Raw genomic sequence first — 22,303 nt, forward strand, 5'->3', positions numbered from 1 at the left:
ACAACCAGACTGCTACCGCTAAATCTTACAACTTCCAGGTTGGCGCGAAAGATGGCGAAACCATCAGCATCTCCATGGACAGCGCAGCTGGCTGGAACCTGGCTTCTGCAAGCGGTTCTACTACCGTTTCTCCGACTGGTGGTGTTTACCATAACACCCGTGCTGCTGCTTCTCTGGCCGCTGTTGCAGGTAACGCTCGTAGCGTTGCTGCCGTTGGTTTCGACGTTGTCTCTGGTAAAATCACTGGCACCGCTGCTGGTACTGGCTCTCCGCTGAAAGATATCGATGCTGCTATCAAAGCTGTTGATACTCAGCGTAGCTCCCTGGGTGCGTCCCAGAACCGTTTCGAATCGACTATCACTAACCTGAGCAACACGGTAAGCAACCTGTCCGCAGCGCGCAGCCGTATTCAGGATTCTGATTACGCGACTGAAGTGTCCAACATGTCCCGTGCGCAGATTCTGCAGCAGGCTGGCTCTTCTGTACTGGCTCAGGCGAACCAGGTTCCGCAGACCATGTTGTCCCTGCTGCGTTAATAACGCAAAAACAATCTGTAAAATTAGCATCAAAAATAACGGGTATTTTGCCCGTTATTTTTTTTTATTTTTTTTACCATTGGTGCAATCCTGCGCATACGGTGTTTCCTCTGTATGCTCGTCACAATTATGGAGCGCCATATGAAGCAAAGACTTACCTGGCCTGCAGCACCCAAAAAAACCACTACCGCTTACAAAAGCAAAACCGAGCAAGTGTTAGCGTATCTGTCCGATCAGCCTGAGAAGGCGCTGGAGATTGCGCAAAAATTGGTTATTCAAAACAAGAACGATCCTTTTCTACTATTGCTGATTGGCAAAGCGTATCAGAAGATGGGCAACTTTCCTCAGGCAGAAAAAAACTACAATCACGCCCTTGAACTCAATAAATACTATGAAGACGCGATTCATGCGCGAGTTGATTTGCTTGATCAGAATGAGCGTTATGATGAAGCTGCGACAGTGCTGAATGACGCGATAGCTTCTCTGGGCAAGTCGAAATCGCTCGGCTTACGCGCATTTCTGGCTTCAACGTTACTGAAGCAGAAAAAATATGAGCAGGCCGTTGAGCTCTATAAAGAATTGCTTGAAGAAGAACCCGGCAACTGGTTGCACTGGAATAATCTTGGCATGATCTACCAGGATCAGAGCCTGTTCGACGATATGGATCTTGCTTTCATTGAAGCAGCCAAATATACAACAGACGATCCCATTCCTTTCTATAACAGAATTGTCGGCGCGCACTACAATCCCAAATTCACCGCTGAAGAGATTCTGGCGATGTGCCAGGAGTGGCAGACGAAGTTCGCAGTACGTCAAAAACCACGAATCGAAGCCAGGAATAAAGATAAAAATAAACGTATACGTATCGGCATGATTTCAGACGGTTTTCGACTGCATCCGGTTGGAAACATGATCACCTTAGCGCTGTCTGGCGTACCTGCGTCACAGCTGGAGTTTTACGCTTATAGCACTAACTTTAGGAATGATCATATTACTCAACGTATCAAGCGTTTCTGCACAAAATGGATGGTTGTCGAAAACTATTCAGTAGATAAGCTCGATAGCATTATTCGTGAGGATGAGATCGACATCTTATTGGATTTGAGTGGCTACAACTCGAATAGCTGCATGCGCAATTTCCAGCTTGCTCCTGCGCCTGTTCAGATTAAATGGGTCGGTGGGCTGATTAGCAGCACCGGATTGCAGACCATGGATTATCTTATCAGCGACAATATCGAGACGCCTGAAGGCAGTGATACGCTCTACACAGAAAAGCTTATCAGAATGCCGAATGATTATATCTGTTACGATCCGCCAGTCTATTTGCCTGCTCTGGCGGATAACCCAGTTAAGCGTAACGGGTATTTCACCTTTGGTTGCTTTAACAACGCGACGAAAATTAATGATGTGTTGCTGCAGCAATGGTCTGTCATTATGCACGCTGTTCCGGATTCACGTCTCTTCTTGAAAAGCTTCAACTTCGAGAATGAAGGTCTGCAGGCGCGTGTTCTGTCTCAGCTTGAGGCGTATGGTATTTCACGTGAACGCGTGCGTATCGAAGGAAGCTCTGCGCATAAAGATCTGCTGGCGTGCTACAACGATGTTGATATTGCACTTGATCCGTGGCCCTATTCGGGCGGATTGACGACCTGTGAAGCGATGATTATGGGCGTTCCAGTGGTTACCTTGCCAGGCCCAACTTTCGCGGGCCGCCATTCGGCCACACATCTTACCAATGCAGGTATGCAGGAACTGGTTGCGGAGAACTGGGAGCACTACATCAATATCGTGGTGGGGCTTACGCAAGATTTGAGCAGTTTGACGATTATTCGCCAGCATTTACGTGAAATCCTAATCAAGTCACCGGTATGTGACGGTGAGAAGTTTGCGCTGCACTTTTCTAATGCAATGCGCGCTATCTGGCAAAGATACTGTGATGGAAAAGCCCCGGAAGCGCTTACACTTACTGAAGATAAGGGACCACAATTCCTCGATGAAGCTGAGCCGGTCATGCTCCAGCAGCCAGAACCGGGTTCAGTGACTCTGCAGAAAGAAGGCGATGAAGAGTTTAGTTTCCTTCTGAGTGGCAAAATCGTCACGGTTGATTACGGCGCACTCTTTGCCAGAAGTGATAGATTTGTTTCGCTTCACGCCACTGACGCACTTCAGACAATCATTATGGATATTGCTGGTAACGTGCGCGATGACGAGCTGCCTGCACGCAAAAATGATATTTTTCATACCAAGCTCTATATTTTTGGCAACGGTGAGCCTGCTAAGGTCAATATTTGTCTCGATCCAGCATATAGCAGCGATTTAAGGCCAGCTTTAGAGCTTGAGGGACATAAAGTGGTGGCTGAGGTTGTTGCTCATACTGAGAAGCTTGATGATATCGAAAGCTTACAGCGGGTTGAGTGGCTAATTGTGAATAACCGTTTTAATTTGCGCGATCTGTTTACGTATGGCGCAAATAAAATCAGCCAGAGCCTGGTTTTAGATATCCGAATGACATTTGAGCCTACTCACCAGGGACAAATGACTTATGACGAGATTTGTAGCGTGCTGCGGGAAATGGGCTTTATTTTCCACTCGTTTAATGAGATTCAATATGCCGAGGCTGGCAGTAAAGCAATGCCTGACGTGTTATCGCCAACCCAGATGGTGGCAGCGAATATGTTGTTCATTCCTGGAAAGGAAAAACTGACCGCTCTTTCGGCTGGGCAGCGGGAAAAGCTTGGCTTTATTATGCATATGGCTTACAGCATCACCGATGTAGCTTACTCGGTGCTTATGATGAATGACAAAGAGCGTGCAGCTAAATTTTTGTCCGCACTTAATCCTCATAGCGAAGCGATGGCTGAAGAGCGTGCGGATGACGAACCTGCGTTTCTCATTCCTGAGATGCCACGAATGTCAGCAGAAGAGCGTGAGATGTTCGAAAAATATCTTAAAAAAACGAAAAGATATTATGAGTTTGGTAGCGGCGGTTCCACAAAATTAGCTACCAGGCATGGTGTTGAAGTCTTCGGCGTTGAAAGTGATAAATTCTGGGTAGAAACGTTACGCGATGAGGCGGGGCCTTTGTGTAACGTTGATTACGTCGACATTGGGCCTACGAAAGAGTGGGGCTACCCGATTGATGAAACGGACAACAATAAGTTTCCTGATTACAGTGAAGCAATTATGCGTTACGAAAATGGGTTCGACGTTATTCTGATTGACGGGCGTTTTCGTGTTGCATGTACATTAAATGCCATAAAGCATACGCTGAAACATCAGCCGGCCAGGCAAAAAACGGTAATTATTATTCATGACTTTTGGGATCGACCGAATTATCACGTGGTGTTGAGGTTTCTCGATGTAGTCGATAGTGCGGAGAGTCTGGGGGTATTTAAGCTCAAGAAAAAAATTGACCTTAAACACCTTGATGAATTACTTGAAGAGTATAAGTACGTCACGGCCTAGGTTTTCTCGTCAATATAGCTCCTATCAAAATGTCCCGTTTTTTACAAAGCGGGATATTTTGTTGAGGAGGATAATGTGAAAAATTATCCTATCAGATTACGTAAAAGGCTGATTTAACTTAAGAAATGGTATTTTTCATGGTTCGATAATTTCTTTGGAGCGTCAAACTAGCTCTCTAACTAGCAAAATAACCCCTCATTTCAGCCACTATTCAACCAATCAAAATCACTACAGAATCGGATAATCATGCCGATAACTCAATTAACGCAGGGCTGTTTATCGTGAATTCACTCTATACCGCTGATGGTGTAATGGATAAACACTCGCTGTGGCAACGTTATGTTCCTCTAGTGCGTCATGAAGCATTGCGCCTGCAGGTGCGTTTGCCAGCGAGTGTGGAACTGGACGACCTGCTACAGGCGGGCGGCATCGGTCTATTGAATGCAGTAGATCGTTATGACGCTCTGCAAGGAACGGCATTTACCACTTACGCAGTACAGCGTATTCGTGGGGCTATGTTGGACGAGTTGCGCAGCCGCGATTGGGTGCCACGCAGTGTCCGACGTAATGCCCGCGAAGTGGCGCAGGCAATGGGGCAACTAGAGCAAGAGCTGGGACGTAACGCGTCGGAAACCGAAGTCGCGCAGCGTCTTGGGATTCCTGTCGAGGAGTACCGTCAGATGTTGCTCGATACGAATAATAGCCAACTCTTCTCCTATGACGAATGGCGCGAAGAGCACGGCGACAGTATCGAGCTGGTGACGGAAGATCATCAACAGGAAAACCCGTTATTCCAGTTAATGGAGAGTAATTTACGCCACCGGGTGATGGAAGCAATCGAGTCGCTGCCCGAGCGTGAACAACTTGTCCTGACGCTGTACTACCAGGAGGAGCTGAATCTCAAAGAGATCGGTGCCGTGCTGGAAGTCGGGGAATCGCGAGTCAGCCAGCTCCATAGTCAGGCCATTAAGCGCTTACGTACTAAGCTGGGTAAGTTATAGGTTGGTGATACTGCATCGCCCCTGGTAAATGCTGTACAACGCATTGACAACCAGGAGTTATCATGACGATGCAGCAATCCAAAAGACGGCCACTAAGCCGCTACCTTAAAGACTTTAAACACAGCCAAACGCATTGTGCTCACTGCCACAAACTGCTCGACCGCATTACACTGGTCCGCCGGGGCGAGATCGTCAACAAAATCGCGATTTCGCGCCTGGACATGTTGTTAGATGAAGCCGCGTGGCTACAAGAGCAAAAAGAGTGGGTGGCACTCTGTCGCTTCTGTGGCGATCTGCACTGCAAAGAGCAGAGCGATTTCTTCGATATCATCGGCTTTAAGCAATACCTTTTCGAACAAACTGAGATGAGCCACGGTACGGTGCGCGAATATGTCGTGCGTCTACGCCGCCTCGGCAACCATCTCACTGAACTGAATATCTCCCGCCAGCTGCTGGAAGAGGGGTTCCTTGATGAGAACCTCGAACCCTGGCTACCTGCGACCAGCACCAATAACTATCGCATCGCTTTGCGCAAATATGCGCAGTTTAAAGCCCAACAACGCTTTACTGGCGCGCAAAAGATCGCTGTCGGCGCGACATCTGATATATATTAAAAAAGAATGTGTTATCAGGCCGCGGCTGCGCTTAGCGCGAAGACGCGGCGCGCTATAGCGAATCTCTTAGTGGGGGAAGAATGAAACTAGCACTTTTGGGTCGTCAGGCATTGATGGGCGTTATGGCTGTCGCGCTGGTGGCCGGTATGAGCGTGAAAACCTTTGCCGCGGAAAATCTGCTGAATAAAGTCAAAGAGCGCGGCACGTTATTGGTTGGGCTGGAGGGCACCTATCCGCCATTCAGCTTCCAGGGTGATGATGGCAAGCTGACCGGGTTTGAGGTGGAGTTCGCCGAGGCGCTGGCTCAGCACCTGGGCGTAAAAGCGTCGCTGAAGCCCACAAAATGGGACGGCATGCTGGCCTCGCTGGACTCAAAGCGCATCGACGTGGTGATAAACCAGGTGACCATCTCCGATGAGCGCAAGAAAAAATATGACTTCTCAACGCCGTACACCGTTTCCGGTATTCAGGCGCTGGTGAAAAAAGGCAATGAAGGCAGCATCAAAACACCTGCCGATCTGAAAGGTAAGAAAGTCGGCGTCGGCCTTGGCACCAACTATGAAGAGTGGCTGCGCAAAAATGTGCAGGGCGTCGATATTCGTACCTACGATGATGACCCGACCAAATACCAGGATCTGCGCGTAGGCCGTATTGACGCCATTCTGGTTGATCGTCTGGCGGCGCTGGATCTGGTGAAGAAAACCAAAGATACGCTGGCGGTTGTCGGTGATGCCTTCTCCCGTCAGGAGTCTGGCGTGGCGGTGCGCAAGGGCAACGATGACCTGCTGAAAGCGATCGATGCGGCCATTGCCGAAATGCAGAAAGATGGCACTATGAAGGCGCTGTCGGAGAAGTGGTTCGGTGCGGATGTCACGAAGTAATCGTGCTCTGCTAAAAAAAGGCGCTTAATCAAGCGCCTTTTTTATTGCGGCGGATATTTCCGTGCATAATAAAACCATTACGTATCCGTGCAGCTTCAGGAGGTTGTATGCCCTTGCACACTTTAACCCGTTTTCCTCGCCTTGAGTTTATCGGCGCGCCGACGCCGCTCGACTATTTGCCGCGCTTATCGGATTACCTTGGTCGCGACATTTATATCAAACGCGATGATGTGACGCCGCTGGCGATGGGCGGTAACAAGCTGCGTAAGCTGGAGTTTCTCGCCGCCGATGCGCTGCGCGAAGGGGCTGATACGCTGGTTACCGCCGGCGCAATCCAGTCCAACCATGTGCGCCAGACGGCGGCGGTCGCGGCGAAGCTCGGCCTGCACTGCGTCGCGCTGCTGGAGAACCCGACCGGAACCCGCGCGGAAAACTATCTCACCAACGGCAACCGCCTGCTGCTCGATCTCTTTAATGCGCAGATTGAGATGTGCGACGCGCTCACCGATCCGACGGCTCAGCTCAGCGAGCTGGCAACGCGCATTGAAGCGCAGGGGTTTCGCCCCTATGTGGTGCCGGTGGGCGGCTCTAACGCGCTGGGGGCGATGGGCTATGTCGAGAGCGCGCTGGAGATTGCCCAGCAGTGTGAAGGGGTGCTCGGCCTCTCCTCGGTGGTTGTCGCTTCCGGCAGCGCGGGTACCCATGCCGGGCTGGCAGTGGGGCTTGAACAGCTGATGCCGGAGGTGGAGCTGATTGGCGTCACCGTCTCGCGCAGCGTTGCGGAGCAGAAACCGAAGGTCGTCACGCTACAACAGGAGATTGCCCGTCAACTTGAGCTGCAGGCGCAGGCGGATATCCTGCTGTGGGATGACTACTACGCGCCAGGTTACGGGCTGCCTAATGATGAAGGGATGGAAGCGGTAAAACTGCTGGCGCGCCTTGAAGGGATACTGCTCGATCCGGTTTATACCGGCAAAGCGATGGCCGGTCTGCTTGACGGTATTGAGCAGAAGCGCTTTAAAGATGACGGCCCTATTTTATTTGTACACACGGGCGGCGCACCGGCGCTCTTTGCCTACCATCCTCACCTTTAACGCAGGCAAAAACCAGAATGCAAGAGAGCCTACAACTCGTTATCGACTCCGCCCCCTATCTGCTGAAGGGCGCGGTCTTCACGCTACAGCTCAGTATCGGCGGCATGTTTTTTGGCCTGCTGCTCGGCTTTTTACTGGCGCTAATGCGCATGTCGAAGCTGCTGCCGCTGCGCTGGCTGGCGCGTTTCTACATCTCTATATTTCGCGGCACGCCGCTTATCGCCCAGCTCTTTATGATCTACTACGGCTTACCGCAGTTCGGCATTGAACTTGATCCGATCCCATCGGCGATGATTGGCCTCTCCCTCAATACGGCGGCTTATGCGGCAGAGACCCTGCGTGCGGCGATTTCGTCAATTGATAAAGGGCAGTGGGAAGCCGCGGCGAGTATCGGTATGACACCGTGGCAGACTCTGCGGCGCGCCATTCTCCCGCAGGCGGCGCGCGTCGCATTGCCTCCGCTCAGTAACAGCTTCATTAGCCTGGTGAAAGATACGTCGCTGGCGGCAACTATTCAGGTGCCGGAGCTGTTTCGCCAGGCGCAGCTGATCACCTCGCGCACGCTGGAGGTCTTCACCATGTATCTGGCAGCGTCGCTGATTTATTGGGTGATGGCGACGGTGCTCTCGACGCTGCAGAACTACTTTGAAAACCAGCTTAACCGGCAGGAGCAGGATCCGAAATGAGCGCAATTGACGTAAAAAACCTGGTGAAGAAATTCCACGGTCAGACGGTGCTGCATGGTATCGATCTGCAGGTAGAAGAGGGCGAAGTGGTGGCGATCATTGGCCCGAGCGGCTCGGGGAAAACCACGCTGTTGCGCAGTATTAACCTGCTTGAACAACCGGAGAGTGGCTCAATCCGCGTGGGGAATATCACCATCGACGCCGCCCGCTCTGTCGGCCAGCAGAAAAGCGCCATCCGCGAATTGCGTCAGCATGTCGGTTTTGTCTTTCAGAACTTCAACCTTTTTCCTCATCGTACGGTGCTGGAAAACATTATTGAAGGGCCGGTGATTGTTAAAGGCGAGCCAAAAGAGGAGGCGCTGGGCAGAGCGCGTGAACTGTTAGCGAAAGTGGGGCTGAGCGGGAAAGAGAACAGCTATCCGCGCCGTTTATCCGGTGGCCAGCAGCAGCGCGTGGCGATAGCCCGCGCGCTGGCGATGCGCCCGGATGTGATACTTTTCGATGAACCTACTTCAGCACTCGATCCTGAACTGGTAGGCGAAGTATTAAACACTATTCGCCAGCTGGCACAGGAGCGACGCACCATGGTGATCGTCACCCATGAGATGAGCTTTGCCCGCGATGTCGCGGATCGGGCAATTTTTATGGATCAGGGGCGCATAGTGGAGCAGGGGGCGGCGAAAATGCTGTTTGCCAAACCGCAACAGGCGCGCACGCAGCAGTTCCTCGAGAAATTCCTCACCCAGTAATGCGAAGCCGCGATTCAGCGATGCCGGGCGCTGAATCGCGACAATTTTACTTAAAGCCTCTATTAAAGTAATCAATTAGGCCCTCTGTACCAGGGAAATAATCTCATCTTTTAGGGCTTATTTACTCCTGCTCGCCGCGCGTTAATTCGGTAATAAAGCGAACTCCTTACCAAATCTTCCGATATTTTATATTTATAATTAAGTTTTATGTGTTAGCTTATTGTATACAAAAATATGATTAATAAATGCAGGGGTATTACCGGTCGGTATGCAGCAAAAAGATTTTTTAACCTGGCGTCGTGAAATGATTTCGCGTTTTCAGGAAATGAGTGTGGCACAGGACGTTTATACGGAGATCCAGCAGCAGACACAGTTGCTGGAGTTTGATTATTACTCGCTTTGCGTAAAGCATCCGGTGCCTTTCACCCGGCCGAAGCTGAGCGTGGAAACCTCATATCCGCCTGGATGGATGGAGCACTATCAGGCAGAGAATTACTTCGCTGTCGATCCGGTGCTAAAGCCGGAAAATTTCATCCAGGGACACTTGCCGTGGAATGACAAACTTTTTCATGATGCGATGACATTGTGGGATGCCGCACGCGACCACGGCCTGCGCAAAGGGGTTTCCCAGTGTCTGATGCTGCCTAATCACGCACTCGGCTTTCTCTCGGTCTCGCGCAGCAGTCTGCTTAGCAAGACGATGGCCGATGATGAAATTGAACTGCGTTTGCAGACGTTGGTGCAGTTGAGCCTGCTGGCGCTGACGCGCCTTGCGGATCACACGGTGATGACACCAGAGATGAAATTCAGCAAGCGCGAGCGGGAGATTCTGAAGTGGACGGCGGAGGGGAAAACGTCGGCAGAAATAGCGATGATTCTCTCTATCTCCGAAAACACAGTCAATTTCCACCAGAAGAATATGCAGAAGAAATTTAACGCGCCGAATAAAACGCAAATTGCCTGCTATGCGGCAGCGACGGGAATAATTTAAATAGCCTGCGCGGCGGATGGCGCAATCTGATTCCGGCTGTCAGAGAACCAACCTGACAGCCGGAGAGTAATTACTGGCGGTAAGCCTGTTTAATTTGCTTAACGGTGCTGGAAAATACGTCGGCCTGAGCTTCATCTTCCATTTGTGCAATTAATCTTTCCATCTTAATAATGACGCGGCCTGCATCAGCCTGGCCCATCGCTTGCAGCATCAGGGTAATCATCAACTTCAGGCAAGCGACTTCCTGCGCCAGTTCTTTTGCATTTTCGGCGGTGGTGAAATCAGGTGTGCTCAATTTATTTTCCTCATTACATTGTCACGGACTTTCGCGACGGTTGCTGTCAAGGCCGCGAAGTATACCACAAGGCTTATAAAAAAAAGCAGTGGTTATTTTTTCATCACTATAGAGATCAATTGATTGAGGCATGGTTGAAAATTAAGGTTACGCAAATGTTGTAGTTGAAATATATGTTTAGCACGCGTTAAGCGTGGTTAATTGCTGTAACGAGGATATTAGCGTGATTTCTTCTGCATAAACGCGTGCGTTTTGCTAACTTTCTGAATATAAAGAATTTCTGAATTTGCCGCTTCGTTTTTTATATTGAAAAAAGTTTCCAGCTTATGTACAACTTCATTTGCAAAAACGAGAACAAAATTGGCGATCGTTGTTTTTATGCCTTTCATTATGGGCTAAAAAAAAGCTAATATATGCCGAATTAGTTTTCGCAGCGTTATCCCTATTCCGGAGATACTCCTTTGATCAACGTACTACTTGTTGATGACCATGAACTGGTGCGCGCAGGGATACGACGCATTCTCGAAGATATTAAGGGCATAAAAGTGACGGGTGAGGTCAACTGCGGTGAAGACGCCATTAAATGGTGTCGTACCAATGCGGTTGATGTTGTTCTCATGGATATGAATATGCCCGGTATCGGCGGCCTTGAAGCGACGCGAAAAATCGCGCGCGGCAGTGCCGACACAAAAGTCATCATGCTTACCGTTCACACCGAAAACCCGTTGCCCGCCAAAGTGATGCAAGCTGGCGCTGCGGGTTATCTCAGTAAAGGCGCTGCGCCGCAGGACGTGGTTAATGCCATTCGCTGCGTTCACTCAGGCCAACGCTATATCGCTTCTGACATTGCACAACAGATGGCGCTTAGCCAAATCGAGCCAGAAAAGACAGATTCACCCTTCGACAGTTTGTCGGAACGTGAATTGCAGATTATGCTGATGATCACAAAGGGCCAGAAGGTCAATGAGATCTCAGAGCAACTGCATCTGAGCCCGAAAACGGTGAACAGCTATCGCTATCGAATGTTCAGTAAACTGAACATTCACGGTGACGTCGAACTGACGCACCTCGCCATTCGCCATGGTTTGTGCAATGCGGAGACGTTAATAAGTCAGTGACTGAAGTTTTTGATTCCAAATCCTTTCTGAAAACGGTAACCAGTAAGCCCGGTGTCTATCGTATGTATGATACCGGCGGTACCGTTATCTATGTCGGTAAAGCAAAAGACCTGAAAAAACGTCTTTCCAGCTACTTCCGCAGCAATCTTGCCTCGCGCAAAACCGAAGCGCTGGTCGCACAGATCCAACAGATCGACGTGACCGTGACGCATACGGAGACCGAAGCGCTGCTGCTGGAGCACAACTACATCAAGCTTTACCAGCCTCGCTACAACGTGCTGCTCAGGGATGATAAATCTTACCCGTTTATCTTTCTCAGCAACGATACTCATCCCCGTCTGGCAACCCATCGTGGCGCGAAGCATGCGAAAGGGGAGTATTTCGGTCCCTTCCCGAACGGTTATGCGGTACGGGAAACGCTGGCGCTGTTGCAAAAAATCTTCCCCATTCGCCAGTGCGAAAATAGTGTTTATCGCAACCGCTCCCGTCCCTGCCTGCAGTATCAGATTGGCCGCTGCCTGGGTCCGTGCGTCGCGGGTCTGGTGAGCGAAGAGGAGTATGCGCAGCAGGTCGATTACGTGCGGCTGTTCCTCGCCGGTAAAGACGATCAGGTACTGACGCAGCTTATCGCGCGGATGGAAAAAGCCAGCCAGGCACTCGATTTTGAAGAAGCCGCGCGCGTACGCGATCAAATCCAGGCGGTGCGCCGCGTAACGGAGAAGCAGTTCGTTTCCAATAACGGCGACGATCTGGATGTTATCGGCGTGGCGTTTGACGCCGGTATGGCCTGCGTCCATGTGCTGTTTATTCGCCAGGGTAAGGTTCTCGGCAGTCGCAGCTACTACCCGAAAGTGCCGGGTGGCACCGAGCTTGGCGAAGTGGTCGAAACCTTTGTCGGCCAGTTTTACCTGCAGGGCAGCCAGATGCGCACACTGCCGGGCGAAATCCTGCTGGACTTTGACCTTAGTGATAAAACCCTGCTTGGCGACTCGCTTTCTGAGCTGGCCGGGCGAAAAGTGAATGTGCAGACCAAACCGCGTGGCGATCGCGCCCGCTATCTGAAGCTGGCTCGTACAAATGCCGCCACGGCGCTCAGCACGAAGCTTTCGCAGCAGTCAACCGTGCATCAGCGGCTTGCCGCACTGGCGAGCGTGCTTAATCTGCCGGCGGTAAAACGCATGGAGTGCTTCGATATCAGCCATACTATGGGCGAGCAGACGGTCGCCTCCTGCGTGGTGTTTGACCCCAACGGGCCGGTGCGCGCCGAGTATCGTCGCTATAACATCACCGGCATTACGCCGGGCGATGACTATGCGGCGATGAACCAGGTACTGCGCCGCCGCTATGGCAAAGCGATTGAAGAGAACAAGATCCCCGATGTGATCCTGATTGATGGAGGGAAAGGACAGCTTGGCCAGGCGAAAACGGTGTTTGCTGAGCTGGATGTACCGTGGGATAAACACAAGCCACTGCTGCTGGGTGTGGCAAAGGGCGCAGATCGTAAAGCCGGTTTAGAAACGCTCTTTTTCGAGCCGGAAGGGGAGGGGTTCAGTCTGCCGCCGGATTCCCCTGCGCTGCATGTGATTCAGCATATTCGCGATGAATCGCACGATCACGCCATCAGCGGACACCGCAAAAAAAGGGCGAAGGTGAAAAACACCAGTTCGCTCGAAACTATCGAAGGGGTGGGGCCAAAACGCCGCCAGATGCTGCTGAAGTATATGGGCGGTCTGCAAGGGTTACAGAACGCGAGCATTGAGGAAATTGCGAAAGTGCCGGGCATCTCGCAAGGTCTGGCAGAAAAGATCTTCTACTCGTTGAAACATTAGGGGCTCTGTAGCAACATAGAGCGAAATTTTACGGACAACAGACAGTTAACGCCACCATGCGATTCAATATTCCTACGTTGCTCACCCTTTTTCGCGTCATTCTGATCCCGTTTTTCGTTCTGGCGTTCTATCTGCCGTTTCACTGGGCGCCGTTTGTCTGCGCCCTTATTTTTTGCTGCGCGGCGGTAACCGACTGGTTTGACGGTTATCTGGCGCGTCGCTGGAACCAGAGCACGCGCTTTGGTGCCTTTCTCGATCCGGTGGCCGATAAGGTGCTGGTCGGGATCGCGATGGTGCTGGTGGCGGAGCACTATCACAGCTGGTGGGTGACGCTGCCTGCGGCAACGATGATCGCCCGTGAAATTATTATCTCTGCCCTGCGCGAGTGGATGGCAGAGATGGGCAAGCGTAGCCGTGTAGCGGTCTCATGGATTGGCAAAGTCAAAACCACGGCGCAAATGGTGGCGCTGGTGTGGCTGCTGTGGCGGCCGAACCAGTGGGTTGAGTACGCCGGGATCGCGCTCTTCTTTGTCGCGGCAGTGCTGACGCTGTGGTCGATGCTGCAATATCTCAATGCTGCGCGTGGCGATCTGCTCGAACCGTGATCGTTTCGTCGCAAATTTCAGCAAACGATCGTGGTTTTGAAAAATATCGTTGACTCAGTCCGTCAGGTAAGTAGAATGCAACGCATCGGAAGGCGGCACAGCTTGCCAGAAGATAACAAAATCAAGCAATTACAACACGCTTGGTAATGCGGGAATAGCTCAGTTGGTAGAGCACGACCTTGCCAAGGTCGGGGTCGCGAGTTCGAGTCTCGTTTCCCGCTCCAGTTTTATGCATCGGCTGTTACAGCGGATGCTGGCTGAAAAGCCTGAAGAATTCTGGCGCGTTAGCAAAGCGGTTATGTAGCGGATTGCAAATCCGTCTAGTCCGGTTCGACTCCGGAACGCGCCTCCAATTTCTTCCCGAGCCCGGATGGTGGAATCGGTAGACACAAGGGATTTAAAATCCCTCGGCGTTCGCGCTGTGCGGGTTCAAGTCCCGCTCCGGGTACCATGGGGAAAAAGCAGAATAATCAAAGCAATAAGCAGTGTCGTGAAACCACCGAAAGGTGGTTTTTTTGTGCCTGAAATCTGGTTTCGCCATCCGGCACCGCCATAAAAAAAGCCGCGTGCTGCGGCCTTTTTGGTGAGTGAACGGTAAAAAGCTTATTGCGATATACCAATTACCGGATTCACCACCGCTGAAGGGGCGAGGGCACTCCCGCGATCAGAAAGGGAGGGCGTTGACGGCTCAGGCTTAGCGCAAGCAGCATGACGTTGGTCGCAAAAAAAGGTATTGCAATGATGCTGAACGTATACCTCTTTTTATCGTTATTGTGCTCATAACAAGCGGGTTAAAACCCGCCCGCTTTCGTCTTAACCCACTTCCGGCAACCATCCCGCCACAATAAAAAACTGAATAGTAATAATAGCGATACCACAGGCAAAGATCAGGCACAGCGCTGGTTTACCGCCCCGTACGCGATAGCCGCTTTGCGAATGGTGTTTACGGCTCTGCCATGCCAGCATCGATGGCAGCAGCAGTGCTAATACCGCAAGCGCAACGCCCGCGTAACCGAGCGCCATGACAAAACCGCGCGGGTAGAAGAGGGCAAATGCCAGCGGCGGAAGGAAGGTGATGATGCCGGTTTGCAAACGACCGCTGGCACTATTGCGGCGGCGGAAGAGATCGGCCAGGTAATCAAACAGACCCAGCGAGACGCCGAGAAATGAGGTAGCCAGCGCCAAATCGGCGAAGAGATGGATCGCCAGCTCAACATGCGCAGAGGCAACCACTTCGCGCAGCGCCTGCAATAAACCATTCAGCCCCGACTGGCTGGCAAGCAGACCCATAAAGGTATGTGAGTCGATGCTGCCAAGCGTCGCCAGCTGCCAAAAGATATACGCCACCAGCGGAATAGCGCTGCCGATAATAAACACTTTGCGCAGCTGGCGAATGTTACCGCCCATGTAGCTGACAATGCTCGGCACGCTGCCGTGAAAACCGAACGAGGTAAAAATGACCGGCAGGGCTGAGAGCGCCAGCCCTTTTTCCAGTGGCATGGTCAGCAGGTTAGCCTTGTGCACGTGCGGCATTAACAATGCCAGCATAATCAGCAAAAAGAGAATTTTGGCGCTGAAGAGAAAGCGGTTGAAGAGATCGACCAGCGAGGTGCCGATACAGACCACGCCGCCGGCGACCAGCGTGAAGATCAGCACGCCCGCGCTTGACGAGAGCGAAACGTTGAACCACTCACTGATACTTGAGGCGAGCAGCTCGCCTGCACCGCTGATATACGCAGCCGTGAGTGCATACATCAAAAACATCATACTGAAGCCGGTGATCAACTCTCCGCAGCGACCCAGATAGCGCTGCGCCAGCGAGCCGAGCCCGGTCTCTGCCGGAACATGCTGATAGACTTCAAGCAGCAGCAGGGCGGTGTAACACATCACAGCCCATAAGATGAAAAGGAGGCCGAGCGTCGTTGCAAACCCGACCCCCGCCGCCGCCAGCGGCATCGCCAGCATGCCCGCACCAATGGTGGTGCCAGCGACAATAAATACACTTCCAAGTGCCCGATTTTTCACACTTTCCTCAATCTCTGAACTTACTGCACAACGCAATACGCGGCGCAGAGTAAGATAATTCCTCCGCTTCGTCAAACGGCCGTTACATCTGTTGTAAGCTTTTCTTTACGATTTGTAAGGTGGGTATAACGAAGCATTTACCTCGTTTGCGGCGTGAAGCATCAGCAAAGTGTTGCAGGAGAGGATAAGCAGAGGGGAATAATGAATAATCGAAGAAAAAAGGCGGTGCAGAATTAACTGAACCGCCTTTACTATTAATTTTGTGCGTCGAGGGTCGCCAGCTCTTTATCAATAAAGTAGAGACCTTCGCCACTTTTACCTGCCAGCGTCAATTTATCAATTACCGATTTAAAGAGTTTTTCTTCTTCATGCTGCTCGGCAACATACCACTGCAGGAAATTAAAGGTCGGATAATCCTGTGACATCATCGCAACGTGCGCCAGCTCATTAATTTTTTGCGTAATATGCTGCTCATGTTCGTAAGTCGCGCGGAACAGTTCATCAAGGGAGGCATACTCTGCGACCGGCGAAGCAATATTCGCGATACGCGGCAGGCTGCCGGTGTCCGTCAGGTAGTCGAACAGGCGCTGCATATGGGTCATCTCTTCCTGCGCGTGGCGGCGCAGAAACGCGGCGGCTCCCTCAAAACTGTGGTAGCTGCACCATGCGCTCATCTGTTGATAGAGCAGGGAGGAGAAGAGTTCCAGATTCATCTGTTCGTTGAGTTTTTCGATCATCTCTGCTTTTAACATCGACGGCTCCGCAATTTAAAAATAATAGGGGAAAGTGCCGCCACTATAATTTGTTATTTAATTATTTGCAAAAGGTAAAATAATAAAGCGCTTGATTAATAAAGAGAATGCGAATAACACGCATTGCCAGCAGATTATTTAAATAAATGAGAATTGTTTAAATTATTAATAAAAGAAAAAGCCAGCAAGGGTTGCTGGCTTCAGGATTTACCAGGCCGCCCGGTTGGGATCGATAGCGATACCGCGGCACTGGTATTGAATGGTGATTTTGGTGTTCATGCACCCCGAACCGCTAATCAAACTGCAGGTCTGTACCGGCTGACCAAACGCCACGGCGGTGGCGTAGCCCAGCTGCTGGCACTGTTTGTTGGCGGTGCCCTGCGCGACATACTCATCGTAGCGCGCGTTCTGCATCATCGGCTGGTTAAAGCTCAGACGCACCACGCCGCTGGTAGTGTCCACACTGCTCACTTCTGCTTCTTTGGTGATGGTGCACCCGGCAAGGAGTAACAGCGTGGCGGCAATAACGACTCTCTTCATGACGTTGCTCTGCTTCATTTTTTGCATTTTCTCATCTTAATCGCGCCCTCGGCGCGGCAATCGACGGAATAACCCCCCGAACACCCCCTACTAATCAGGACGGCTGAAGCGGGTCGCTCAAAAGTGTGAAGCGTCTTTTGATTTTTAAAACCATTTTTCACTAAATTTGAAAGTATGTTTGCGAGGTAGTAAGGTTTAGGTAACCTTTGCTATCCGAAGCACGTCCACAGGAGATGAAAATGAAAATTGCACTGATGATGGAAAACAGCCAGGCGGCGAAAAACGCCATCATTCTCAAAGAGCTGAAAACCGTAGCCGATGAGAAGGATTTCCCGGTGTATAACGTCGGCATGAGCGACGAAAATGACCATCATCTGACCTATATTCACCTCGGCATTATGGCCAGTATCCTGCTTAATTCCAAAGCGGTGGATTTCGTGGTGACCGGCTGTGGCACCGGACAGGGCGCGCTGATGTCGCTGAACATCCATCCGGGCGTGGTCTGCGGATACTGTATCGATCCGGCCGATGCCTTCCTCTTCGCGCAGATCAACAACGGTAATGCGCTGGCGCTGCCGTTTGCCAAAGGCTTTGGCTGGGGTGCCGAGCTGAATGTGCGCTTTATCTTTGAGAAAGCCTTCACCGGTCGCAATGGGGAAGGTTACCCGCCAGAGCGTAAAGAGCCGCAGGTACGTAACGCTGGCATCCTGAACCAGGTGAAAGCGGCGGTGGTAAAAGAGAACTATCTCGATACGCTGCGCGCTATCGATCGCGATCTGGTGAAAACCGCCGTTTCCGGCGAACGCTTCCAGCAGTGCTTCTTCGAGAACTGCCAGAATAAAGAGATCGAAGCCTTCGTACGCGAAGTGCTGGCCTGATAACACCTTTGCCTGATGGCGCTACGCTTATCCGGCCTACGGCGCGCAGATTTCTCTGTTCGCACCCGTAGGCCGGATAAGGCGTACGCCGTCATCCGGCATAATTCCCGCAGCACGCTCCGGTATTACTGTCGTTTCTGCGACACGGCGCTGCCGGCATCCCTGGTCAAACGCAGCGTATCAATCATTCCCACCAGACAGATCAACGCAATAAAGACAAACGCCAGCCGGAAACTGATCCCTTCTATCGCGCCGATCCCTAACCAGCCGCTGATATGCTCCCCAAGGCGAATACCAATCGCGCCAAGCGTAATGCCAAGACCCACCGCCAGCTGGGTCGCCGTGCTAAACAGCGTATTGGCATAGCTCATCTGCGCGGCGGGCACATCGGCAAAAGCCAGCGTACTGACGCCAGTAAACTGCACCGAGCGAAAGACGCCGCCAAGGTAGAGGATGACAAAGATTAGCCACACGGGCGTAGCGGCGGTGAGAAATGCGCAGGCCAGTAGCGCTATCACATTTAGCGCGCCGTTAATCAATAGCAGCCTGCGAAAGCCGAGCCAGCGAATAAGCGGAGTGGTCGCCGGTTTAATGGTCAAATTCCCGGCAAACACCGCCAGCACCAGCAGCCCGGCGTGGAAAGGATCCATACCAAATCCGACCTGAAACAGCAGCGGCAGCAGAAACGGCACGGCGCTGATCGAGGCACGAAACAGCGAGCCGCCGTGCATAGTGACGCGAAAGGTCGGCACCTGCATCGCGTCGAGACGGATCATCGGCCACGCATGGCGGCGAAAATGGCGCAACGTAAAGGCAAACATCACCGCGCCAAGCGCCAGCAATGCCAGCGTCAATCCGCCCTGCGGATGTGGCGAACCGAGCGCTTCCATCGCGTAAACCAGGCTCACCATCGCGATGCTGGTGGTCAGAAATCCGGTTAAGTCGAAGGGGCGACGCTCCTCTTCACGGATAGGGGGGATGATACGTAGCGCCAGCGCCATCCCCAGTAGCCCGAGCGGCACATTAATAAAGAAGATCCAGCGCCAGTCGGCGTAGTGCGTAATAAACCCGCCGAGCGGCGGGCCGATGATCGGTGCCACCAGCGCAGGCCAGGTGAGCGTAGCGATAGCGGTAATCAGCTGATGTTTTGGCGTGGTGCGCAGCACCGCCAGCCGCCCGACTGGCACCATCAGCGCGCCGCCCACGCCCTGTAAAATCCGCATTGCCACAAACATTCCGACGCTGGTAGAGAGCCCGCACAGCACCGAAGCGCAGGTGAAAATCGCCAGCGCCAGCGTAAAGACGGTACGCGCGCCGAAGCGGTCGGCAATCCAGCCGCTGGCGGGGATCAACACGGCAAGGGTGATCAGATAGGCGCTAATCCCGATATTGAGGGCGACCGCTTCAACGCCAAACGTTTTTGCCATATCCGGCAGCGCCGTGGCGATCACCGTGCCATCAATAAACTCCATAAAGAAGGCGCCCGCCACCAGTAAAGCTGCCGGGGAAATCGCGCCTCGCGTTTGCGCAGGGGAAGGGTGGGTCATTAAGGATCTGCCATTTGCAAAAAAAATTGAAAAACGCTAAAGAATTTTTAGCGCGCTAACTGTCGGATCTTTCATCAGATATGCTGATAAAACTACGCCAGTTTCGATTTTTGAAACGTGATTTTGATCTCAGATGGATTGATTTTTGTGACGGGCGTCATATTATGTCGCTCATTAAGGCTGAATACCTGCCTGACAATTCGCCGGAGTGAAAGATGAAACTGCGTAAAATCCTGAAGCATATGTTTGAAACCTACTGCAAGACCTTCAAAGACGTACCGCCTGGCGCGATGTTTTGAGAATAAAATACCTGCTGCGGCAGGTTTTTTTGTGTCTGTGCAGGCCATGCGTGCGCAAAACTACTCTTGCCCGCCGTTTCCCGCTACTATGGCGCCCTTTCAATAAGGAGCTTCCCATGTCGCAAAATACTCCCGCCGACCAGGAGCTGGTCTCTGACGTTGTCGCCTGCCAGCTGGTCATCAAACAGATCCTTGATGTCATTGACGTTATCGCGCCGGTTGAAGTGCGTGAAAAAATGGCTAACCAGCTGAAAACCATCGACTTCTCGACCCATCCTGCCGCCGCCGATCCGGTTACGCGCCGGGCTATTCAAAAAGCCATTGCGCTGATTGAACTGAAGTTCACCCCACAGGGCGAAGCGCACTAACGCGCGATTTCACGATCCCCGGCAACGGGTCTGTGACGCAGCGGTGTTTTTGAAACGCCGTTTTGATCAACAATAACGCCACCTGTTTCACCTGACCTCAACGGCAAGGAGTTGGTCATGAAAAAAGTGGCGGTATTGTTAGCGCCCGGTTTTGAAGAAGCGGAAGCGATTATCACCATTGATATTTTGCGCCGCTTAAATATTGAAGTAGAGACGCTGGCCTGCGCGGATTCCCGCGCGGTGGTCAGCTATCACGCCATTCCCCTGGTGGCAGACAGCACCTTGTCAGAGCGGCAAGCGACGCTGTTCGACGCCATCGTCCTGCCCGGCGGCCCGCAGGGCAGCGTCAACCTCGCGGCCAATAATGATGTCGTGCAATTTATTAACGCCCACGATGCGGCAGGGAGACTTATCTGCCCGATCTGCTCCGCCGCCGCGCGCGTGCTGGGCGGCAACAACCTGCTAAAGGGCCGCCGGTATGTCTGCTCCGGCGATCTCTATCAGCAGGTGCGCGATGGCGAGTATGTCGATGCCCCCGTCGTTGAAGATGGCAACCTCATTAGCGGCAAGGGGCTGGGGCATGCTTTCGACTTCGCCTTCACGCTTGCCGCACGCCTGCTGGGCGACGAAACAGCCGTTCGCGATCACGCCGATCATATCTACTACCACTGGTGATCGTTTCTCCCGGCCGCGCCCTGCGGCCGGGTACAAGGATAAGCTGGCTGACGTTATGGATTATCCTGCTTTCTCCCTTGCGATTTGTCTGACAAAAGCCGCTGACTTTATGGCTAAATTCGCTGAATTTATGTACGGAATTACTGTAATTCAGCCGTGTGATGCCGCTCTCCTATGGAGAATCAATTTCCCGCTAAAACTATTTCCAGCACAGATGTCCATCTGATGCATGGGCGCTAATGCCTTGTTTTTTGAACTTTTAACAATACCAATTATTTCTGTTTCCTACATAAAAGCGTGTTTAAGCCGGAGTTTACCATGCACAAATTCACTAAAGCGTTGGCGGCCATCGGCCTGGCTGCCGTTATGTCACAATCCGCTATCGCTGAAACCATGAAGCTCGGGTTTCTGGTTAAACAGCCGGAAGAGCCCTGGTTCCAGACTGAGTGGAAATTCGCTGACAAAGCGGGCAAAGAGTTAGGTTTCGAGGTGATAAAAATCGCCGTTCCGGATGGCGAAAAAACGCTGAACGCCATCGATAGCCTGGCGGCCAGCGGCGCGAAAGGATTTGTCATCTGTACGCCAGATCCGAAACTCGGCTCCGCCATCATGGCGAAAGCACGTGGTTACGACATGAAAGTGATTGCCGTCGATGATCAGTTCGTTAATGCCAAAGGTAAGCCGATGGAGTCCGTTCCGCTGGTGATGATGGCGGCCAGCGAAATCGGCGCGCGTCAGGGCGAGGAACTCTATAAAGAGATGCAGAAACGCGGCTGGGACGTAAAAGAGACCGGCGTGATGGCAATCACCGCTAACGAACTCGACACCGCCCGTCGCCGTACCAGCGGTTCCATGGACGCGCTGAAAAAAGCCGGTTTCCCGGAAAAGCAGATCTACCAGGTGCCAACCAAATCTAACGATATCCCCGGCGCATTCGATGCCGGCAACTCGCTGCTGGTACAGCACCCGGAAGTGAAACACTGGCTGGTGCTGGGCATGAACGATAACACCGTGCTGGGCGGCGTACGCGCCACCGAAGGCCAGGGCTTTAAAGCGGCAGATGTGATTGGCATCGGTATTAACGGTGTCGATGCGGTGAGCGAACTGTCGAAAGGGCAGGCCACCGGCTTCTATGGCTCCCTGCTGCCGAGCCCGGATGTGCACGGCTACAAAACCAGCGAGCTCCTCTACAACTGGGTGACCAAAGGGGTTGAGCCGCCGAAGTTCACAGCGGTAACCGATGTGGTGCTCATCACCCGCGATAACTTTAAAGAAGAGCTGGCGAAGAAAGGACTGTAAGGCTCTGTCGGTTGCGCTCCCCGTATCAACGGGGAGCCTGTCGTACCCTCAACTGC

General features: G+C 52.2%; 22 protein-coding genes and 3 tRNA genes. 20 read left to right on the forward strand and 5 right to left on the reverse strand.

The window, feature by feature from the left end; translation table 11 throughout:
• The 9 genes from PU683_RS11365 to sdiA form a co-directional block, all read left to right on the forward strand.
• Nucleotides 1-536: flagellin (locus PU683_RS11365; RefSeq protein ID WP_277171545.1), on the forward strand; the 536-nt coding region annotated here is incomplete at its 5' end.
• 141 nt (nucleotides 537-677) lie between these two features.
• Nucleotides 678-4,001 (forward strand): O-linked N-acetylglucosamine transferase, SPINDLY family protein, encoded by a 3,324-nt coding sequence (locus PU683_RS11370; protein WP_277171546.1) that lies wholly within the window; start codon nucleotides 678-680, stop codon nucleotides 3,999-4,001.
• Between the two features lie 281 nt (nucleotides 4,002-4,282).
• A complete protein-coding gene (locus PU683_RS11375; RefSeq protein ID WP_023480141.1) occupies nucleotides 4,283-5,002 on the forward strand; it encodes an RNA polymerase sigma factor FliA in 720 nt (239 codons plus the stop codon).
• 62 nt (nucleotides 5,003-5,064) lie between these two features.
• Entirely contained in the window at nucleotides 5,065-5,616 is a 552-nt protein-coding gene (fliZ, locus tag PU683_RS11380; protein ID WP_277171547.1) for a flagella biosynthesis regulatory protein FliZ, read from the forward strand.
• Nucleotides 5,617-5,696: 80 nt separating this feature from the next.
• Nucleotides 5,697-6,497 carry a cystine ABC transporter substrate-binding protein gene (tcyJ, locus tag PU683_RS11385; RefSeq protein ID WP_277171548.1) on the forward strand — a complete coding sequence of 267 codons (801 nt, stop codon included), beginning with the start codon at nucleotides 5,697-5,699 and terminating at the stop codon, nucleotides 6,495-6,497.
• A 107-nt stretch (nucleotides 6,498-6,604) separates the two neighbouring features.
• Nucleotides 6,605-7,591, forward strand: a complete 987-nt coding sequence (dcyD, locus tag PU683_RS11390) for a D-cysteine desulfhydrase (protein WP_277171549.1) — start codon at nucleotides 6,605-6,607, stop codon at nucleotides 7,589-7,591.
• Between the two features lie 17 nt (nucleotides 7,592-7,608).
• On the forward strand, nucleotides 7,609-8,277 hold the full coding sequence (gene tcyL, locus PU683_RS11395; protein ID WP_023480131.1) for a cystine ABC transporter permease: 669 nt from the start codon (nucleotides 7,609-7,611) through the stop codon (nucleotides 8,275-8,277).
• Nucleotides 8,274-9,026, forward strand: coding sequence for an L-cystine ABC transporter ATP-binding protein TcyN (gene tcyN / locus PU683_RS11400; RefSeq protein ID WP_277171550.1), 753 nt, complete (start codon nucleotides 8,274-8,276; stop codon nucleotides 9,024-9,026). The genes tcyL and tcyN overlap by 4 nt, the downstream gene beginning before the upstream one ends.
• A 268-nt stretch (nucleotides 9,027-9,294) precedes the next feature.
• Complete coding sequence (sdiA, locus tag PU683_RS11405) at nucleotides 9,295-10,017, forward strand: quorum-sensing transcriptional regulator SdiA (RefSeq protein ID WP_277171551.1); 723 nt, start codon at nucleotides 9,295-9,297, stop codon at nucleotides 10,015-10,017.
• Between the two features lie 70 nt (nucleotides 10,018-10,087).
• Here sdiA and PU683_RS11410 read toward each other — a convergent pair whose 3' ends face one another.
• Nucleotides 10,088-10,312: a DUF2594 family protein gene (locus tag PU683_RS11410; RefSeq protein WP_277171552.1), complete on the reverse strand. Its 225-nt coding sequence runs from the start codon at nucleotides 10,310-10,312 to the stop codon at nucleotides 10,088-10,090.
• A gap of 461 nt (nucleotides 10,313-10,773) precedes the next feature.
• Between PU683_RS11410 and uvrY the strand changes: the two genes are divergently transcribed.
• The 6 genes from uvrY (at nucleotide 10,774) to PU683_RS11440 (ending at nucleotide 14,315) form a co-directional block, all read left to right on the forward strand.
• On the forward strand, nucleotides 10,774-11,430 hold the full coding sequence (gene uvrY, locus PU683_RS11415; RefSeq protein WP_277171553.1) for a UvrY/SirA/GacA family response regulator transcription factor: 657 nt from the start codon (nucleotides 10,774-10,776) through the stop codon (nucleotides 11,428-11,430).
• Nucleotides 11,427-13,259, forward strand: coding sequence for an excinuclease ABC subunit UvrC (uvrC, locus tag PU683_RS11420; RefSeq protein WP_277171554.1), 1,833 nt, complete (start codon nucleotides 11,427-11,429; stop codon nucleotides 13,257-13,259). Before uvrY ends, uvrC begins: the two co-directional genes overlap by 4 nt.
• A gap of 56 nt (nucleotides 13,260-13,315) precedes the next feature.
• A complete protein-coding gene (gene pgsA, locus PU683_RS11425; protein WP_187799225.1) occupies nucleotides 13,316-13,864 on the forward strand; it encodes a CDP-diacylglycerol--glycerol-3-phosphate 3-phosphatidyltransferase in 549 nt (182 codons plus the stop codon).
• Between the two features lie 148 nt (nucleotides 13,865-14,012).
• Nucleotides 14,013-14,088, forward strand: a tRNA-Gly gene (locus PU683_RS11430).
• A gap of 54 nt (nucleotides 14,089-14,142) precedes the next feature.
• Nucleotides 14,143-14,216: transfer RNA gene (locus PU683_RS11435), tRNA-Cys, on the forward strand.
• Between the two features lie 12 nt (nucleotides 14,217-14,228).
• Nucleotides 14,229-14,315 (forward strand) — tRNA-Leu (locus PU683_RS11440).
• Between the two features lie 362 nt (nucleotides 14,316-14,677).
• Here PU683_RS11440 and tyrP read toward each other — a convergent pair.
• The 3 genes from tyrP to yecR form a co-directional block, all read right to left on the reverse strand.
• Nucleotides 14,678-15,889, reverse strand: a complete 1,212-nt coding sequence (gene tyrP / locus PU683_RS11445) for a tyrosine transporter TyrP (RefSeq protein WP_277171555.1) — start codon at nucleotides 15,887-15,889, stop codon at nucleotides 14,678-14,680.
• A 254-nt stretch (nucleotides 15,890-16,143) separates the two neighbouring features.
• Complete coding sequence (gene ftnA, locus PU683_RS11450) at nucleotides 16,144-16,641, reverse strand: non-heme ferritin (protein WP_023480186.1); 498 nt, start codon at nucleotides 16,639-16,641, stop codon at nucleotides 16,144-16,146.
• 207 nt (nucleotides 16,642-16,848) lie between these two features.
• Complete coding sequence (gene yecR, locus PU683_RS11455) at nucleotides 16,849-17,181, reverse strand: YecR family lipoprotein (protein WP_277174275.1); 333 nt, start codon at nucleotides 17,179-17,181, stop codon at nucleotides 16,849-16,851.
• A gap of 239 nt (nucleotides 17,182-17,420) precedes the next feature.
• On the opposite strand from yecR, the gene PU683_RS11460 reads away from it, so the two are divergent.
• The gene (locus PU683_RS11460) at nucleotides 17,421-18,059 is read left to right on the forward strand and encodes an RpiB/LacA/LacB family sugar-phosphate isomerase (protein ID WP_139965889.1); all 639 of its coding nucleotides are present in this window, start codon (nucleotides 17,421-17,423) and stop codon (nucleotides 18,057-18,059) included.
• Nucleotides 18,060-18,184: 125 nt separating this feature from the next.
• Here the strand turns inward: PU683_RS11460 and PU683_RS11465 are convergent, their stop codons facing one another.
• Nucleotides 18,185-19,606, reverse strand: a complete 1,422-nt coding sequence (locus PU683_RS11465; protein ID WP_277171556.1) for an MFS transporter — start codon at nucleotides 19,604-19,606, stop codon at nucleotides 18,185-18,187.
• Between the two features lie 215 nt (nucleotides 19,607-19,821).
• Between PU683_RS11465 and azuC the strand changes: the two genes are divergently transcribed.
• The 4 genes from azuC (at nucleotide 19,822) to PU683_RS11485 (ending at nucleotide 22,247) form a co-directional block, all read left to right on the forward strand.
• Nucleotides 19,822-19,905, forward strand: coding sequence for a stress response protein AzuC (gene azuC, locus PU683_RS11470; RefSeq protein ID WP_017458329.1), 84 nt, complete (start codon nucleotides 19,822-19,824; stop codon nucleotides 19,903-19,905).
• A gap of 116 nt (nucleotides 19,906-20,021) precedes the next feature.
• Complete coding sequence (locus PU683_RS11475; protein ID WP_023480161.1) at nucleotides 20,022-20,273, forward strand: DUF2766 family protein; 252 nt, start codon at nucleotides 20,022-20,024, stop codon at nucleotides 20,271-20,273.
• A gap of 117 nt (nucleotides 20,274-20,390) precedes the next feature.
• Nucleotides 20,391-20,948, forward strand: a complete 558-nt coding sequence (locus PU683_RS11480; RefSeq protein WP_277171557.1) for a DJ-1 family glyoxalase III — start codon at nucleotides 20,391-20,393, stop codon at nucleotides 20,946-20,948.
• Nucleotides 20,949-21,266: 318 nt separating this feature from the next.
• Nucleotides 21,267-22,247 carry an arabinose ABC transporter substrate-binding protein gene (locus PU683_RS11485; protein ID WP_277171558.1) on the forward strand — a complete coding sequence of 327 codons (981 nt, stop codon included), beginning with the start codon at nucleotides 21,267-21,269 and terminating at the stop codon, nucleotides 22,245-22,247.
• Nucleotides 22,248-22,303: the final 56 nt, after the last annotated feature.

The organism is Candidatus Kosakonia sp. 282A-S69, from assembly GCF_029433855.1.
GTDB classification, from domain to species: Bacteria; Pseudomonadota; Gammaproteobacteria; order Enterobacterales; family Enterobacteriaceae; genus Kosakonia; species Kosakonia cowanii_A.